General features: G+C 66.4%; 14 protein-coding genes and 3 pseudogenes. 7 read left to right on the plus strand and 10 right to left on the minus strand.

All coding sequences use genetic code 11. From position 1 onward, the window contains the following. Positions 1 to 12 precede the first annotated feature (12 nt). From ABD347_RS07865 to ABD347_RS07875, 3 genes and pseudogenes are all read right to left on the minus strand, one after another. Positions 13 to 150: pseudogene (locus ABD347_RS07865) on the minus strand (DUF4265 domain-containing protein); the annotation flags it as partial. Positions 151 to 300: 150 nt separating this feature from the next. Continuing rightward, complete coding sequence (locus tag ABD347_RS07870) at positions 301 to 795, minus strand: SMI1/KNR4 family protein (RefSeq protein WP_344358178.1); 495 nt, start codon at positions 793 to 795, stop codon at positions 301 to 303. Then, the gene (locus ABD347_RS07875; protein ID WP_344358181.1) at positions 785 to 1336 is read right to left on the minus strand and encodes a hypothetical protein; all 552 of its coding nucleotides are present in this window, start codon (positions 1334 to 1336) and stop codon (positions 785 to 787) included. Before ABD347_RS07875 ends, ABD347_RS07870 begins: the two co-directional genes overlap by 11 nt. 77 nt (positions 1337 to 1413) lie before the next feature. Between ABD347_RS07875 and ABD347_RS07880 the strand changes: the two are divergent. Beyond that, a pseudogene (locus ABD347_RS07880) lies at positions 1414 to 2445 on the plus strand (DUF4240 domain-containing protein). Positions 2446 to 2692: 247 nt separating this feature from the next. Continuing rightward, on the plus strand, positions 2693 to 3286 hold the full coding sequence (locus ABD347_RS07885) for a DUF4253 domain-containing protein (protein WP_344358182.1): 594 nt from the start codon (positions 2693 to 2695) through the stop codon (positions 3284 to 3286). Between the two features lie 37 nt (positions 3287 to 3323). Here the strand turns inward: ABD347_RS07885 and ABD347_RS07890 are convergent, their stop codons facing one another. From ABD347_RS07890 to ABD347_RS07920, 7 genes and pseudogenes are all read right to left on the minus strand, one after another. Beyond that, entirely contained in the window at positions 3324 to 3578 is a 255-nt protein-coding gene (locus ABD347_RS07890; protein ID WP_344358185.1) for a DUF5958 family protein, read from the minus strand. Positions 3579 to 3621: 43 nt separating this feature from the next. Further along, positions 3622 to 4413 carry a hypothetical protein gene (locus tag ABD347_RS07895; RefSeq protein WP_344358187.1) on the minus strand — a complete coding sequence of 264 codons (792 nt, stop codon included), beginning with the start codon at positions 4411 to 4413 and terminating at the stop codon, positions 3622 to 3624. 44 nt (positions 4414 to 4457) lie between these two features. Then, positions 4458 to 5985, minus strand: a pseudogene (locus ABD347_RS07900) (transposase). Positions 5986 to 6175: 190 nt separating this feature from the next. Continuing rightward, the gene (locus tag ABD347_RS07905; RefSeq protein ID WP_344358193.1) at positions 6176 to 7282 is read right to left on the minus strand and encodes a hypothetical protein; all 1107 of its coding nucleotides are present in this window, start codon (positions 7280 to 7282) and stop codon (positions 6176 to 6178) included. A 105-nt stretch (positions 7283 to 7387) separates the two neighbouring features. Then, positions 7388 to 7720 (minus strand): DUF5958 family protein, encoded by a 333-nt coding sequence (locus ABD347_RS07910; RefSeq protein WP_344358195.1) that lies wholly within the window; start codon positions 7718 to 7720, stop codon positions 7388 to 7390. Then, positions 7717 to 8373 (minus strand): Fic family protein, encoded by a 657-nt coding sequence (locus ABD347_RS07915; protein WP_344358197.1) that lies wholly within the window; start codon positions 8371 to 8373, stop codon positions 7717 to 7719. Before ABD347_RS07915 ends, ABD347_RS07910 begins: the two co-directional genes overlap by 4 nt. Continuing rightward, the gene (locus ABD347_RS07920; protein WP_344358199.1) at positions 8370 to 9041 is read right to left on the minus strand and encodes a hypothetical protein; all 672 of its coding nucleotides are present in this window, start codon (positions 9039 to 9041) and stop codon (positions 8370 to 8372) included. The genes ABD347_RS07915 and ABD347_RS07920 overlap by 4 nt, the downstream gene beginning before the upstream one ends. A gap of 500 nt (positions 9042 to 9541) precedes the next feature. Between ABD347_RS07920 and ABD347_RS07925 the strand changes: the two genes are divergently transcribed. The 5 genes from ABD347_RS07925 (at position 9542) to ABD347_RS07945 (ending at position 16565) form a co-directional block, all read left to right on the plus strand. Further along, complete coding sequence (locus ABD347_RS07925) at positions 9542 to 10105, plus strand: hypothetical protein (protein WP_344358202.1); 564 nt, start codon at positions 9542 to 9544, stop codon at positions 10103 to 10105. Further along, positions 10105 to 10446, plus strand: coding sequence for a hypothetical protein (locus ABD347_RS07930; RefSeq protein ID WP_344358204.1), 342 nt, complete (start codon positions 10105 to 10107; stop codon positions 10444 to 10446). The genes ABD347_RS07925 and ABD347_RS07930 overlap by 1 nt, the downstream gene beginning before the upstream one ends. Positions 10447 to 10545: 99 nt before the next feature. After that, positions 10546 to 12825: an nSTAND3 domain-containing NTPase gene (locus ABD347_RS07935; protein ID WP_344358206.1), complete on the plus strand. Its 2280-nt coding sequence runs from the start codon at positions 10546 to 10548 to the stop codon at positions 12823 to 12825. Between the two features lie 247 nt (positions 12826 to 13072). Beyond that, positions 13073 to 13231 (plus strand): hypothetical protein, encoded by a 159-nt coding sequence (locus ABD347_RS07940; protein WP_344358208.1) that lies wholly within the window; start codon positions 13073 to 13075, stop codon positions 13229 to 13231. Between the two features lie 2107 nt (positions 13232 to 15338). Next, positions 15339 to 16565, plus strand: a complete 1227-nt coding sequence (locus tag ABD347_RS07945) for a hypothetical protein (protein ID WP_344358210.1) — start codon at positions 15339 to 15341, stop codon at positions 16563 to 16565. The last annotated feature ends 3 nt before the right edge of the window (positions 16566 to 16568 follow it).

The following is a 16568-nucleotide window of genomic DNA, read 5'->3' on the forward strand; positions in this document are numbered from 1 at the left end:
CTCGTCGGGTTCCACGCGGATGATGTCCCCGCTGGCGACTCCGCGTACGAACCAGGGCGTGTTGTCCAACCGCACCGAGCCGTCGCCGAGATCAACTGCCCACAAACTCTCGACGCTTGCCGACGGCCAGCCCTCCTCATCCACATCCATGCGGAAATGAACCTTCACGTGGTCTCCGCTGATGCTCGTCACCGCACCATCATCCACGCTGTCGCAGTAGAGCTGGAGGCCATCCCCACCAGCGCCTTTCGTTCCGCCGCAACATGCGAAAACCGGACGTTCGACCGGCTCCACGGCCGCTCACTCGAACCGGCTGAGAGGCTGAAGGCCCTCCACTAATGCCCGGAAGTCGGCCGCGAGCGGCAGTTCTGCGCCGGAGTCGGTGTCGAACCAGGTCACCGACGGTTCCCCCAACGCGCCGTAGGCCCGGTAATCGAGCCCGATCCAGTAGTGACCGTCACCGGACAGCAGCACGACTGGAGACGGCAGTCCCCACTCCTCCACCAGGTACGGCGTGTCCAACAGCGACAAGCCGTGCCCGCCTGTGCCGATCCCCATCAACTCGGTGAACGGGATGTGGTCCTCGCTCCACGAGGTCGGCTGATGGGTCGGAAAGGCATCCCGGTCGGCCGTGACACCGCCGCCGTTTTGCACACGCAGAAGGTCGAGCAGTGATTCGGGGAGTCGCAGCCCGAGGGCTTCCTCCGCGTCGGCGACAGTCGCCTGGGTCAAGGCGGGGTGGACACCGTAGGAGTGTCCGCTCCAGAAGGACGCCTTGATTTCATCAAACTTCATCGGCTCCTCCGCTCGGGCTGTCGTGGCGAACCAGCTGGTCAAGCTCCTCGGCGGAGTCGGCGGTGAGGCGGTAGATGCCCTGGAGGCTCACCGAGCGGATCAGCCGTCCGTCCTCGACGTACCTGAGCAGCCGCTCGCCACGACGAGATGTGAATGTCAGCCGTTCCAGGAGGTCACCCGGGACGACTGTGTCGAACGTGAGTGGGACACCTGGCGGTCCGACGAGCACTTCAGTGACACATCCGGCCTTGAGCGGGCGCCAGTCCAGCAACTTCACGTAGTCGTCATCGGGAAGCACCGAGCCGGCGTTCTCGTAGGGAACGATTCGGGCTACCTCCAGCATCCCCAGCACATGGAGGCGGGTGCGGTGGACACGCACGGGGTAGATGCGGTCGCCAGGCTGCACCCCCGCGCGCTGGAAGCTCGGCAGCGACTGGTGTGGCCCGCCGAACAGCATCGTCAGTCGCTGACCGGTATAGCCGGACCGCTCAAGCTCTCGGCACAAGTCGTTGGTCCACAACGTCGTATATGAGTTCGGCACGCCAGCACGGTAGCCGTGCCCTCTGACAGGCACCGTGCCGGGAGCCGATGTCAGTACGCAGTGGCATGCTCGCGACCATGAATAAGGAGCAGTTCTGGACGTTGATCGAGAAAGCCCGTGAACACGTACCTGACACGAGGGACGGTTCCGACATCGCCGACTGTGCCTCCGCTTTGCTTGCTCGCCGCTCAGCCCAAGAGATCACCGTGGCACAGCAGACCCTGTGGGATCTCATGGCCGACTCCTACCAGAACCGGCTGTGGGCTGCCGCGTAGGTCGCCAACGGCGGCTGCTCGGACGACGGCTTCGACTACTTCCGCGGCTGGCTGATCGCACAAGGACGTACGACATTCGAGCGTGTCCTTGCAGCCCCCGACACACTTGCCGAGCTCTCCCACGTCCGCACTGCCGCGGCTGAGGGTATCGACCTCGACTGCGAAGACATGCTGAGCATCGTCTGGAACGCACACCAGAAGGCCACCGGCCAGGAACTTCCCGCCGATGCCTTCACCATCCGGTACCCGGACCTGGATCCTGCCTGGGACTTCAATTTTGACCACTGTGAAGAGGTGGCCCGCAGGCTCCCCGCCTTGACCGCGCTGTATTCGTACTGGCAGCAGTCGGCAACATCCCGTGATTCCGACAGAGCCCAGCCTGAACTGCCGCACCGCAACCGCTACTCGACACCTATCCGGAAGGCCATCATGAGCTGGGACGTGATCCTCCTCCGCCTGCCCGACGACGTCACCTCGGTGCAGGAGATCCCCGCCGACTACACCCCGGACCCGCTCGGCCGGCGACACGACGTACTCGCGGCTGTCACCCAGGCCGTGCCCGATGTTGATCTCTCGGACCCCGCGTGGGGCGAACTTTCCGGCCCCACGTGGTCCATCGAGCTCAACATCGGCTCAGAAGACCCAGTGGACTCCGTCATGCTCCACATCCGGGGCTCCAGCGACGACGTGCTGACGCCCGTCCTCCGTCTCGCCGAGGCTCTGCGATGCAAGGCGCTCGACTGCGCCGAAGGGTACCTGAACGCTCCGGGGCAGACGTCGGGCTGGCACGTTTTCCAGCAGTTCCGCGATCGAGTGATGGGACCCTCCCAGTGATGCTTCCTGGTCACAGCGCCAGCATCCGCCCCATGCACCCTGAAACCCGATTGGGCCTTGAAAGCATGCTTCCGCCCGGTCGAATGGTCACGTCCGATGAGGGCGACGGAGATGTACAACCCCTCTGGCTCAGTGACGGGCCGGCCACGGCCGAGCTGTGGACGCGGATGCCCGCCGAACACACACGCTCCGGCCTGTGGCCGCTGCTGCTCGACTCGCTGGACCCGAGCGACAGGGAATTCCGCCCATGGGAATCCGGGGAGGTCTTCCCCGAGCAGATGTCCTCCCAAGCCACGACCCTGTCGACCTCCTCGCCCTGTGGTGGACGACCTACACAGCCGTCGACGAAGACGACGACATGCTCGACGACGATAGGCGCCTCGCCGTCACGGCCCCCTTCGGGCAGACCTGGCCCGGTCTCGCGTCCAGTCGGGAGACGACAACGAACCCCGATCAACTGGCCGCCGAGTTCGCGCAGGCGTTCCTTTCTGACCGCCGCCAGACGCGCCTGGGGCTTGTCGCTGCGGCATCCGGTGCCGAGGCGCTGACGGTCGCGGGCTGGCCCGGGCCCTGCAACTACGACAATGACACTGCGAAGTTCTCAGCGGTCGTCCGAGATTGGGAGCACCGGTTCGGTGCTCGTGTCGTCGCGGTCGGCTTCTCCACGCTGTACCTCAGCGTCGCCGCACCACCGGTGGACGAGCACGAGGCCCTCCTGGTCGCGGCCGAGCACTTCGCCTTCTGCCCGGACAACATCTGGCAGGGCAGTAGGCCGTACACACTGGCCGCATACGCCGAGCGGATCACCGGTGCCCACCGCTGGGACTTCTGGTGGGACTGATCCGCTCCGCAGAAGTCGTTCGACCGGGAAGTGGCCTTCAGGCGGCGGACAGTCTGTGCCACCAGTGACTGCAGCCGCCGGAGCAGAAGCGCTCGCGGCGTCGCGCGTCGGCGATCGCGAGCACGGCGATCAGCAGCCTGAAGGCTTGCGGCGGTCGTCGAGAGGTGCGAGACCGGCGATCTTCCCCAGTTGCTGGTCGATTCGGCCTCGTGAGATCTGCACTGCGGGTGTATGCGTCGGATGACTTTGTGCACGAGATTGGGCTCTGGTCCACTTCTTGTGGTGCGACCACGCAGGGTGATCAGCGGATGATTCGGAGTGGTTTGGACCCTGAGTCAGAACGGCGGGTCTTCGCTGTAGCCGCCTTCCCATGAAGCACGTGCAGCTCTGAGGAGGGCGTAGTGCTCACGGGCTGCAATGTCGGACGCGTCCTCCAGGCCGCTGGTGTCGTGACGCCAAGCCTTCAGCGCGTCCAGGACGCGGTCTCGGTGACGCCGGTCAGTGCTGGTGGCCAGTAGACGTCGGGCATAGCTGGCCAGAGCGGCCTGATGCTGGGTGAGGAGGGGGTGCTCGATGAGGGGGATGGCAGCGACAAGGGCGGTGTGGCGCACATCGGCGTTGGCGTGACCGAGAAGGGCACGAATAGCGGAGAAGATCGCCGGGCGCGCGTCCCGGAACGCACGCATCTCCTCGTACTCATCAAGAAATCCCTCACCGTAGAGACGTTCGCCAATGGCCACGCACTCGTCGTCTGCGTCGTAGGCGGTGTCGCCGAGCCACTCGAGCAGCCGCACGAGAGTTGGACGGTTCGGGGACGTCTTGGCGTCCCGACTGTCATCGCCTGCCGTGACGGCTGGATGGTTGAGGATCGCCGCGACGTAGAGCGCCACGGGCACCGTGGCCTCGTAGATGCTGTTCTGGTGAGTCACCGGCCCCAGCGCATCCTGGAGAACGGACTGCCTGATGACCGGGTCCGAGCTGGTCAGGAGTGCCAGCGCCGCCGGCAGGGATTCACCCGTGCCGCAGGCCGTGGCGAGCGACGCCCAGTTTGTGCCGTCCAGCAGCGCCTGAAAGGGAGGGAGCGCGGCGGGGTGAGGCTGCTCGGTCTGGCGACGGTTGTGGGTCACAGGCCGAAGCTATGCCGTCGACGAGCCAGAGATATGCCCGGGTGTCACGTGTAGAGCAGAACGCGCTTGCGGAGGAGTTCGAAGCCGGCGCGGCCGGACATCTGGCGCTTCCGCATCTTGATCCGGTTGACATGGCCCTCGACGACCCCGGAGTTCCACGGCTGCGAGAGCCCGGCGGTGACGGCGTCGAGGTCGCGCTCCAGGTGCCGGGCGAATCGCTGGAGGCTGGGCAGGTCGGCGGTGGCCGCGGCCTCGATCCATGCCGGCAGTTGATGGCCTTGCAACTGGGTCAGCATGTGGGCGAAGGAACGGACGTGCCCAGCGAGTGCGTCCAGTTCGGGACAGTTGGCCAGCACTGCCTTGAGCTGGAGCCGGTCACCCTCGGCCAGGGCGTCGGGGTGGGTGAGGATCCAGCGGGTAACGGCGCGGGCGGATGGCGGCCGGGGGCCGACCGGCTGGGGCTTGCCGCGTAGATCCCGGCTGACGTAGGCGCGAACGTTGCCATAACCGTCCGGGTAACCCTGCTTCTTGATCTCCTCCCACAGTTTCCAGGCGTTGGTGCAGCCCTCCTGCCATCGCTGGTCGAGGTAGGGCTTGAAGGCATCGAGCTTGGTGGGGCGACTTTGCCACTGGCCGGTGAACAACTGCTCCGGCTCGGTGGCGCGGGCGAAGCGGAGAACGGTATTGAGGCCCATGCCGAGCTGCCGAGCGATGGACCGCTTGCTATGGCCGGCAGCCAGAAGCGCGTGGACGGTTGCATGCTTGGCGCGAGTGCGTTCGGCGAACCGGTGGCCAGCCGGCCAGCGCGACAACCCGGTCCCTTCCGGCGCCAACTGCGGCTCCTCCAGTGGTGACAGTGCCGGCCGCAGGCAAGCTCGGTGCCGGAAGACACACTTCTCCGCAGCTTCGCCGAGGTTGCGCCAGAGGTGCCATCTGTCGGCGACCTGGAGAGCTTGCGGGGCACCGCGGGTGGCGCCTTCGGCATAGAAGAGGGCACGGTCCCGGCAGATGATCTCGATCCCGGGCCGCTCGGACAGCCAGGCCGTGAGGGTGTCTGCCTCCCGATCCGGCAGGAGGTCCACGGGGCGGCGCGTCTCGACATCGACGAGCACGGTTCCGTAGATCCGGCCTTTGCGCTGAGCGTATTCGTCGACTCCGACCACGCGGGGCGTGGCGGTGGGCGGATCCGGCAGCGAGGTGATCAGCCTCAGCAGGGTATTCCGGCTCACGGGCACCCCGAAAGCGTCTGCCATCCGGGCGCCGGCCCGTCCCGCCAGCGCGAGGCCGACAGAGACCAGCGTCGATCGCAGCCGCTCCGTTCGCCGACCGAACCGGCGCACCCGTAACGACACCACGACAAACCTGCCAGCCGTGGGCAGATCACAGGGAAACCGCAGGTAGGAGCCGTGTATTCGACTCGACCCAACACTCGCAGCCCGGACAGGCCGCCCGCCGGGCCGTCGACCGGGCTTGCACTCTCACGACAGCGTCAGCCACGTCGACCGACTCCACTGACATGTTCTCCACCGACCAGAGCAGCAGCTCTTCCAGCTGCGGCCGCACGTTGTTCACGGCGCAGAACCTTCGACGCCATAACCCTCCAGCGGGTCGATTTTCGGGCGACCTCAAACGCCGTCGAACGACGGCCAACCGTCACGCTGCGTACGCGACCACAAGAAGTGGACCATAGCCCGAGATTGGGCAGCAGATATCGACCACTTTGGGAGGCACGAGAGTCTGGTGCTATTCGATTGCCGGACAGCTAGAAGAGGCCAGCCGAGGTGCTCTGCGTGAGGTTCTCGAGGATCGCGCGCAACCGCGGGCTGCGCACGGCTGGTAGCCGGACCAAGGTGTGCTGGAACGTTCCCCGGTCGGCCCGGAACAGGTGGTTGGGGAGCAGCGGAAGCGGGTCGTCGCGGAGGACGTCTTGGGCTATGCGGCCCGACGCGGGAACCGGCAGGTTCGGTTCGGGAGAGACCAGCCACAGCCACACCCCCAGCGGCAGGGGCACCAGGTATGCCGGTGCGGTCAGGTCGGCAGGGGTCCAGGTCCGGCCCGTCTGGGGATGGACGGGGATGAGGAGGATGTCGACGCCCGCGTCCGGGGAGGGCTGTCCCGGGCCGGCCAGGACAGCGCGCCGCTTCAGGGTGCCTGCTGGCAGCAAGGCGTCGAGCGCGCGTTGGAACACGTCCGCGGTCAGGCCGTCCGGGACCTTCACCGGCTGCCCCTGGGAGGCGATCAACAGGTGGGCGAGCGCCTGGCCGGCTGCCGCCTCCCACTGCGGACTCCACGACCAGTAATGGTCCGGCCCCAGCCGTCCTCCCCACGTGGCGATCGGCTCGAACGGGGGCGTTTTCTCCCCCTTCTCTGCCAGCTCCGCCCAGGAGAGGGGCGCGGCGTGGATACCGTCGACGGGGACGCGGTGCACGACGTCCGAGCCGAGGCGCACCATCTGCCAGAGCGAGCAGTCGTCGACCCTGGTCGCCACGGGGAGGTCGCATGCCTCGCAGGCCATGTTGGGTCCGTCGGCCCCGTCGAGGCCACAGCAGGCACCGCCACGCTTCTCAGGAATCAGCCGGGTTCCACGGATATCACCGGGCGCGATGACACTCGCCCCGGGCGTGCCGTCGGACAGGGCGTGGGCCGGCGCGTAGATGCCGCGTGCCTCAGCCTCGCCCGGATCAATCTCGTCCCACAGCCGCCACGGCCCTCCCCAGGGATCCGGGTCCACGGCAAACGTCCCTGACTCCATGAGCACCGGAAGCTGGGCCCCGTTCCCGTACTGCTGACGGGCGTGGACTGGCAGTGAGACCTGGGACAGCGGGATGGTCAACTCGGCACCGCATCCCGCACACACGAAAACGAACAAATTTCCTCCGGCCGGAAAGCAGACGCATCTTCGCAGCTCACCGGCAGCCGGCCAACATGTTTTCTCATCCGCTGCGGGAACGGCACCTGCCACCGTCGTGGAGTATCAACGCAGCGCGGGTAAGTGCCAGCCGCCGCCTCGGACTACGGCAAGCGACTCACTCGGTGTTCGAATTCCCGGTGTGCTGCGGCGCCTCCCGAAGTGGTGAACATCTGCTGCCCATCCTCGTGAACAAAGCCACGTCGGACGCAGCCCGGCGCGGTGGATGCTCTCCGGTGCGTCCTCGGTGACTGCGCGCGCCTGGACGCAGTGATGGCGCAGGAACAGCAGTACCTCGGACTGCTCTTCCGGGCCGAGGCCGTCGAACCATTCGATGCCCTCTGTCATCGGGCGCAGCCCCTGAGCGAGCTTGTTGAGCAGGATGTCGCGTTTGTTCATGACTGCCTCCCGTGGGACAGACGCCGCTCCGCAGCGGTGATCAGGATTCCGAGTAGCACCGCCAGATCGGCCGCGCCTTCTGCGTCGTCGGCCCAGCGGGTGGTCTGCAGTGGTTGAAGCTGGTCGAGGAGGACGCCTTCGCGTGCCAGGACGAACGCCAACGCCAGCATGGCCGCGAGGGCGTTGCCGTCCTCGAACGGATGGAAGAAGAGGATGTCGAGGTAGGTCCGGGCAGCGCGTGACGGGAGGGGCAGATCAGATTGAGAGCGATCAGACAGACAGCGCTCGAACAGCGCCTGCGTATCCGGTGCAAGACCGTAGCGCTCCCGTCCGCCCTTCGCGAAGGCCGGCATCGTGCGGAAATCGACCAGGTCGTGGCCCAGCACAACCCGCTGCCACTTCGACATGAGGGCGAAGGTCAGCGGCTTGCCCTGCTCAGCGTCGGCGAAGGCCATCTCAAGGGCGGTCAGGACCCGCGTGGTTCCTTCGCTGTCACGTCCGCCTCGCGTTGCCATGAAGAAATTCCGGAAGCCGTCGCGGGCCGGCGCTTCCGAGACGAGGCGTGCGCCGCGCCAGGACGGCCAGGAGATCTCCGGCCGGATGAGCAGCCAGTCGGCAAGGCTGTCCTTCGGTTGGCCGGGCCCGGAAGTCATCTGATGCCACCCACGCCTCTGGCGAACCGCGAACTCACTGCGTCGACCACCGGAACGTCAGGTGCGATCCAACTGCCGAACCGGCCGCCGACCGCGTTCTTGACGATCTCCTCGGCCTGGCCCTCGTCGATGCCGTTGTAGGCGAGAAACCATCGGAGGACTTGCATGCAATGCCCGTACCAGCCGCTCTCGGCCTGGGTGCGGTCAGCCACCACGGTGACCAGGCGCGTGCACGCCCGCTCCCAGTACCAAAGGTCCGCCGGAGACACCGGCGTACTATCCGGTGGAGCCAGGGCCGCGAACCGCTCCGCCAGGTCCTCCAGCCAACCACGCCATTCCTGAAGAGCCTCAACAACCAGCGGGGCAGTCGCATCCGGGGTCGTCACGGAGTCGGATGAACAGCACCACACCTCGACGACGCCTCCGTCGACGTCACCCTCGCCGACTGACCAGTTCCATCCGCAGGCCCATCGGCCGTACCGGCCCGCCAAGAACTCGGTGACGGGATCCAGCGAACGCCAGCGATCCTCGCGAGCGACGTCAGCGTTGAGCAGCAAGGGCGCGACAAGGCTCGCCAACTTCTCCGCCGCATCGTCGTCCATCTCGAACGGATGCTGAGTCGGATCCACATCTGCCCACGTCAGGGTATGTGCCCACAGTTCACTCACTGTCCCACTCTGCCTTGCGTAGCCGCCCCAACTCCACTCCATATCGAGGGGCCACCCCATCAGTGAGAAACGATCTTCGGCCAACTGGGAAGCCATCTTCAGCCGTCTCTGTCCCGCCTGGTCAGGCGCACTCGTGAACACCCCTCGAGAAGGCCACGGTCGCCCCGGAGAGTCCTGGGCCCCCCACTTCTCCACCGGCCGGTGGGCCAGCATCGGGATGCTCCTGGTGATAGGTGCTTGGTCATACCGCGGATGTCGAAGGCCGAGCTGTATGCGGCGACGGCGTGAACATCGCGACGGCATGTCGATGCGCGAACTTGAGCAAGAACGGCGTGACGTGCCGGACGGTGCGGAACGCGTTGGACTCGTCCTGGCCGGAACCGCCAAAGAAGCTGCCGCACGACATGCCTCGACCAGCGCTATAGGACCTCCATCCTGGATGTGATCATCCGACCATCGCCATGATTACCTAAGGGGTGACACCGAACGGGGGATCACACATGAGCGAAGGCAAAGCCGCGGGCAGCGACGGCAAGGCCACAGGGGACGACCGGCTTCCGGAGCCGGACGGGGCGAAGCTTCCGCTATCCCCGGACGAAATCGAGCGGCACCAGGTCCTCCCAGGCTGGGAGGGCCACTACACCGCACCGTCCGCAGGTAGCACCGCCGACCCGCTGAACCGGCCGCAGCTGCGCCCAGACCCTCCCGGCCTCCTCCAGCCGCCGCCCTCCGGCGGACGGCCGGTCGACCTGAAGATCGCCCCAGGTGTGCTCAAGAAGGCCGCCGGCCAGATCGACGACATCTATAACCACTTCTACAAGCCGGCCGCGTCGCTGGAGGAGCCCGCGCTGAAGGCGGTGGGTGCGTTGGAGGGCCTGGGGTCGGCGCGGGCGGTCCGGCTCGCCCTCCGGCAGTGGGAGCGGCAGGCCGGCACGGTCACGGCCTGGCTCGCGCACATCGCCGAGAGCCTGCGGTCCAGCGACGGCACCTACACCCGGGCCGACACCGCGGTGGGCCACACCGCCGGCCAGGTGCGGGTCCGCTCGGCACTGGAGAACTGCTGATGGCGGAGACCTTCTACCTCTCCCTGCTGGCCGTAGACCTGTCAGCGCTGGACGGCCTGGCGGAGCGCTGGGAAAGCATCCACCGGGACATCAAGGGCCTTGGCAAGCGCATGCACGACGAGGTGCTCACGCCGCTGCGCGACAAGGGCTACTGGGAAGGGGCGGCGGCCCCGTACGCCTGGAAGATGATCGACGACGTCGAGCGCCAGCTGGAGAGCGCCGCGAAGGTGGCGGACGCGGCCCGGCGCGTCGTCGAGGACGGCGTGGGCGATCTGAAGTCGACCCAGAAGGACCTCAAGGACGCCACGCGGCGAGGACGTCGGCACGGCAGACGTCTATGAGCCGGCCTTCTTCGTCCACGCCTGACCGCACAATCCTCCGCAGGTTCGGCCAGTGAAGAATGGAGCCTGACGGCACCACTGCGACTGTGCGAAGGCGGCATGGATTCTTTCGACTTGGGACGCCTTACGGATCATGACTTCGAGGTCATCTGCCGGGATCTTTTCGGTGAGATTCTCGGAGTGCCGCTGGAGCTCTTTCCGCGTGGCCGGGACCAGGGGATCGACCTGCGCCACACGACAGCGGACGGAACCACGACGGTCGTCCAGTGCAAGCACTGGCCCAAGGCCGCGCAGGCGACCCTGACGAAGCGTCTGATCAAGGACGAGCTCCCCAAGGTCCACGCACTGAAGCCGGACCGGTACCTCATCGCCACGAGCGTGGGCCTAACCGTGGACGGCAAGGACACGATCCGCGACACGTTCGCTCCTTACGTACACACCACCGGCGACCTCTACGGGGTGGACGAGATCGTCGCCGAACTGCAGAGCAGACCCGAGCTCGTCCGGCGCCATTTCCGTCTCTGGCTGAGCGGCACCGCCGTACTGCAGACGGTGCTGAACCAGGAGAAGTACGTGCGCTCGTCCTGGCTGCGCAAGCGCATACCGCGTGCGGCAGACACCTTCGTACCGCACGAGGGCTTCGACCGGGCGAAGGCCATCCTGGACGAGCAGCACGTCTGCGTCATCGCCGGGATTCCGGGGGTGGGCAAGACGACGGTGGCCCTAATGCTCGCGGCGTGGCTCATGGGCAACGGCTACGAGGTGCACGAGATCTCGCAGGACGCCGAGGAGATCACGGCGCTGTGGCGCGAGGACACGCCCCAACTGTTCCTCTACGACGACTTCCTGGGCCAGACGACGCTGGAGTCCCCGCTCAACAAGAACGAGGACGCCCGCCTCATCGACATCATCCGGGAAATCCAGGAGGCTTTGGACAAGGCACTGGTGATGACAACTCGTGACTACATCCTGGAGCACGCCCTGTTGAAGCACGACAGGCTCGGCGCCCCGGATGTCTCGGAGGCGACCAGCGTCGTCCACCTCACCGACCTGAGCCTCGGTGCCAGGGGCCAGATCCTCTACAACCACGTCCACCACGCGCAGCTGCCCGCCGAGCAGAAGCAGCCGTTCGCCGACCCGGCGGTGTGGCAGCCCATCGTCGAGCACCGCAACTTCAGCCCCCGGCTGATCGAGGAGACGCTCCGGCTCGCCACCCGGCGGGAGCAGGACGTCGCCGCTGCCGTACGGAAGAACCTCGACGATCCTCGCCGCATCTGGGAGCGGATCGTGGAGAACGATCTGACCGACGAAGCGGTGCATCTGCTCGAAGTCCTCTTCACCCTGCGCACGGCCACATTGGACACGCTGAGCGAATCCTGGTCCTGGTACCGCAAGGAGCGTGGGCTGGAGGCTGACGTCCGGACCTTCCGCAGGGCGCTGCAGGTGCTGGACGGCACGATGGTAGCCGTTGAGCAGCACGCTGTGTCCTTCCACAATCCGTCGATCGCGGACTACCTCCGCTTCCATCTCAACGCCGGGCGGGCCCCGATGGCCGCGCTCCTGGGCGCGCTGGTCGACCCGGTGCAGATTCACAGCCTGATCGACGCGGCCGGAATGGCGGATGGGGCGGGCATCCTCGCGCAGCTCAAGGCGGAAGCCGCACGGACAGAGTCGGCGGTGCTGGAGACGGCGGATATCGTCGAGTGGTCCCCTGAAATCGCGGACGAGAGCGAGGCGTCCAACCTGCGGTGGATCCTGGAGGCTGCCGAGCTGCTGGACTCTGCCCCGCTGGCCGCGCATGTCGTCAAGGAGAGGGGCTCGGCCCACTGGCATGGCGAGCATGTCGAGCACCTCGTCAGTCTGGTGCACGCCATGGCAGGAAGCCTGCTCATCGCCCCGGAGGACGTGGCGCGCTTTGCCGGTGAGGTGGCGGACGTAATCCGGATGGAGCTTGCGGGGCAGGTGGAGGACGGCGACTGGTACGGGGCCATCAGCCTTTACGAATACCTGGAGGAGATTCCCGGCGGCTCGCTGAGCGGCCCCCCTCTGGAGGCCCTCGTCGAGTTGGCGCTCGACGCGCTTCACCTGGTCGCTGGCGAGGATGAGTCCATGCTCGACGCTGAGCCGCTGGACATGCTGCTGCAGTTCCTGTTCGACCAAGGTTACGAAGGTGGAGCGGACGACGAGTCCGCTGAGGACTTTGCCACCATCCAGAAGCTGGTCGATCGGTTCGCCAAGCTTCGTGAGGTGCCACGTTTCGCGCCCCGTCAGGAGACCGCCGCACCGGGCCCTTACAGCAACGAGGAGCGGGACCGCGAGGTCATCACCGAGCTAATGAAGGGGCTGAGGGACCCGGACGTCACGCCGTCCGATGAATAGGGATGCCCCGGCCCGTAGGGGCCGACGGCACTCCCGGGGTGATCCGCGTGCCGCCGCTGCCGGTCTTCTCATGCGTCACGTAACCGTAGGACGCGTCGATATCAAGGGTTGCGAAGCATTCCTGGTGCTTCCGTGAGGTCAGTCTCCTGTGCCGGCGCCGGAGTCCTTGGTCCTCGCGAGCTGCGACGCGCTGCTACACGGTCCTCGGCTCGGGGGCCCGTGGAAGACGTGGACGCCCGCTGCCATCGTGGACACGCTGCGCATCGAGGCGGCGATCCAGATGTCCGCGACACAGCTGGAGTTCCAGAAGATGTTCACCGGGCTGCTGCAGGCCAGCGCCGCCACCTCCTGGGCGACCTGCTGGCACCCGACGGTCCGCTCCATGACCGCGCCTCGGTATACGTGATCGGCAAGCACTACTTCGTCGTGGCCAAACTTGTTGACCCCCTGGCATCGGCCCACGACGGGTTCGACCGGCTCCTAATACTCCAGCTGCAGATCGTGATCTTGCGGGTGGAGCCAGCGCGGAGACGGGTGCGGCCATCGGCTGATAGGAGAGAAAGCGGGACGGTTCGCGGGGGTCGAACCCCTGCACCGAGCCGGGCGGGGCCAAAGGGCCGTGCCGCACCAGCAGGCCCAGACCCGCTCGATCGCGGCCCGCCAGCGGCGCGAGGATCGGGCTCCTCGTCAGGGCGCTCTCTACGATGCTGTACGAGGGGCCGTCCTCTGTCCGTCAGGGCGTAGCCAACCTGGACCGGTGGGAAAGCAACGGACAGGGACACATGCATTTCCCGACGCCGTCCTCGCTGGGCGCGTCACTGACCTTGCCAGCCCCGCCGTCCACCTCACCGGACCCTCACCCGCCAGCCGCGAAACCGCCCAACTCCTCCTGGGCAGACGCCTGATCTCACACTCCGGCAGCCCGAACGCCTATGTCTCCACCCGCACAAACGACCTCGAGGGAGCGTGATGGACGCCAAGGCACGCCAAGGTGGCCCGCACCAGACTCGAAGCCGCGCGGAACAAGAAGATCCGCACACTGGCGGACTGCGCCAAGGTGATCGCAGACCGTATCGCCCCTGCCGCGGGCCTGAGCGTTGCCGACCTCGTTCAGATCGCCCCTGCTTGTGTCGGCGCGGCTGCAGGAGCGGATCGCGACACCACCGCCGCCCAACGGAGCGATTGGCTTCCCAATCAGGGACCGCCACAGGCCTGGCGCCTCCCGTAGCCCTCAATACGCCCACGTGCCAAGGGAATGCCCCCTTCTTCGGGGTTACGGGTCGTTACTCCCTTCGTGTTGGGCATTTTGGGCGTGCGATTGACCCACTGTGCTGACCGGTCGGCCTGGAGCGACAGTGCATAGGGCTGCCCCGGCGAACCCAGTCCCAGAAGCGGCAGTCATCATGTACCTCCCGGGGCTGGGCAGGCCTGTGCAACGTCTGCACGGTGTGCTTCGTCCCTGAAGCCGATTCTTACCGGCCACGTCACAGACCTGGCCAGACCCGTCACTTGCTTCGCGAGGACTCGGTCAGATACCCGCGCTCTCCCTCCTCCGGCGGGCCGAGCGCGTCCTCTCGCCCAGCCTCCGAACATGCTCAGGGACTGTGATGGAAGCGGAAGGCCTGCAACCGCCGTGCTTGTCGCTCTGCGCCAGGACCGCAATAAGTTCAAGCGGTGGAGAAGAGGTTCGTCTTCGAGGGCGCCGAACCGACCGCTGTCGCCCTCGCCCCCGGTGACCGAGCCTGGTCAAGCATGCTCAGGGGGTGAGAATCGGCCTCGACGCGCGGAGCGGAATACATGGTTGCGGCGCTTCTTGGCATCGGGCCCATCCTCATGCGGTGTTGTCGCTGGACGCCCTGTCGCCGGATTGCGCCGCCTGGCACACGGTTGAGCGAGGCGCCCCGACCGTCGAGGTAACGGGAGGGCAGGGCAGTCCGCCAGCTCCGGCCATGCTCTCGGCCAAGGTCTGACCAAATTGGCTCAGGCGAGGGAGGCGCTCCAGCTCCGTGGCCCATACCAGCCATCTTCAGCTTACTCACTGGCAGCTGAGCTGGTGGGGCGGTTACGGTCAGCCTGTCCGTGGGGATCTTGCTTCGGCTGACCACCGAGCCTGGCCTCATCGATCAGCAGGGGGTACGTAATGAGCAGCGGAAGCCATCACTCGCGCGCTTGGGCAGGGCAGCACATTGCCCCTGAGGCCGCGCTCCTCTAACGGGCTGGCTGTGGCCGGGGACTGATATCGGCCGGCCGATGAGCCGTACACGTGGAGGCCGCGGCGGGCTGGCAGAGCCCTTGGGGGCCGCGGATGGAGCAGACCATTGGTCTGAGACCGTGCTGCCTGCCCGTTCCATTCCTCCGCTTCCGAACGTGTCGGGCCATCCTCTGCTGCACCTCGTCAAAAGGGCCCGGACTGGGCCCGTCACATCCGCGAACCGAGCAGGATGAGAGAAGAGATGCGTACGTCACGACGAAACTCACGCGCGGCTCGCGCCGCTGGGTTAGGCATATCCACCGTGCTCGCGCTCGTGAGCGCGACTCCCGCTCAGGCGGCACCGCCGCAGCAGGCCTGCACCATGGTCTACGCCGGCAACATCGAGGCGTACGCGATGACCTGCAGCGAGCCCGGGGAGCCCATGATCGGCGGATTCGCTACGTGGAGAAACGTTCCGGTCACCTTCGACAAGGTGGACACGCCCAACACCACGGTCACGGCGGCCAACTACCTACGCCTGACCCCCAATACAGAGGGGTCACCATTCGCCCACAACATCGAAATCGGGCTCTACGCGGAGAAGACCGGCAAGACCACCCACACCTACGGGCCCAAGTGGACCGAGCTCGGGAAGAACGGCGGCAAGACCAAGGCGATCACCGCTGGCGTGGACCCGGCGAAGCCTGATGGCCGCAACCACACCTACATGCTGGTGCGCAAGGCCACGGGCGACCAGTGGGACGTGCTGTACGACTTCAACACCGTCGGGAGCACCACCGATCAGCTGAAGGTTGTCCCCGGAGCCACCAACCGGATCGACACCGGACTGGAGCTGATAGGCCACCAGTACATCGATGTCCCCCAGATCGCCAACCGTATGCAGTTCATGGATGGCAACAAGACCTGGCGTCAAGTGGCCACCAAGAACACGGCAAAGGTCGTCACGCTGCCCGCATGCAGCGCCTCCAAGAAGCCACCGAACTGCCTCAACGCCAAACTCACGGACAATACGTCCTTTGCTCAGTGGACAGTGAGTAAACCCCGCAAGGCAGCCGCCGCAGCGGCTGGAACCACGAACACGTTCTCGCTCATGCAGCCGCCCGCCATGCATGCCCCTGTCCTGTACAACGGTGTGGATCAGACGTCACTCCAGCAGTGCCTCACAGACGAGCCCGACCGCTGCCTCAACACCGTGCCCGGACTGGCCGAATGTGTGCAGACCATTCGGCAGTGCAACGCCGCTACGCCGCCGAGTGAACTCACCGGACAGAGGCGGCTCATCAACGAGGAGGATGTGATCGCGCAAGCCGCAGTAGCGTTCCATGTCGACCCCCGAGATGTCACCGTTACCACGGCCGCAGCAAGGTCCGCCGTCGCGGATGACCAGCAGGTATGGCACGTGACTTCTGCCCAGGCCACGCCGGGTCTACGTCCCAGTGGTCGTACGTACGTCGGCTTCGAGGCCACCTACTCAGTCTTCGGGGGCCAGTTGCTGGAAGCGTGCTGGGGCGATATGTGCCGCGACTGATCC

Source organism: Streptomyces gobitricini (assembly GCF_039532985.1).
GTDB lineage: Bacteria > Actinomycetota > Actinomycetes > Streptomycetales > Streptomycetaceae > Streptomyces > Streptomyces gobitricini.

Bases quoted from the DNA above. Each gene is read 5' to 3' on its own strand.
- ABD347_RS07915 (WP_344358197.1), bottom strand. From the start codon at position 8,373: ATGACTTCCGGGCCCGGCCAACCGAAGGACAGCCTTGCCGACTGGCTG.
- ABD347_RS07930 (WP_344358204.1), top strand. From the start codon at position 10,105: ATGGCGGAGACCTTCTACCTCTCCCTGCTGGCCGTAGACCTGTCAGCG.
- ABD347_RS07925 (WP_344358202.1), top strand. From the start codon at position 9,542: ATGAGCGAAGGCAAAGCCGCGGGCAGCGACGGCAAGGCCACAGGGGAC.
- ABD347_RS07935 (WP_344358206.1), top strand. From the start codon at position 10,546: ATGGATTCTTTCGACTTGGGACGCCTTACGGATCATGACTTCGAGGTC.
- ABD347_RS07910 (WP_344358195.1), bottom strand. From the start codon at position 7,720: ATGAACAAACGCGACATCCTGCTCAACAAGCTCGCTCAGGGGCTGCGC.
- ABD347_RS07870 (WP_344358178.1), bottom strand. From the start codon at position 795: ATGAAGTTTGATGAAATCAAGGCGTCCTTCTGGAGCGGACACTCCTAC.
- ABD347_RS07885 (WP_344358182.1), top strand. From the start codon at position 2,693: ATGGGAATCCGGGGAGGTCTTCCCCGAGCAGATGTCCTCCCAAGCCAC.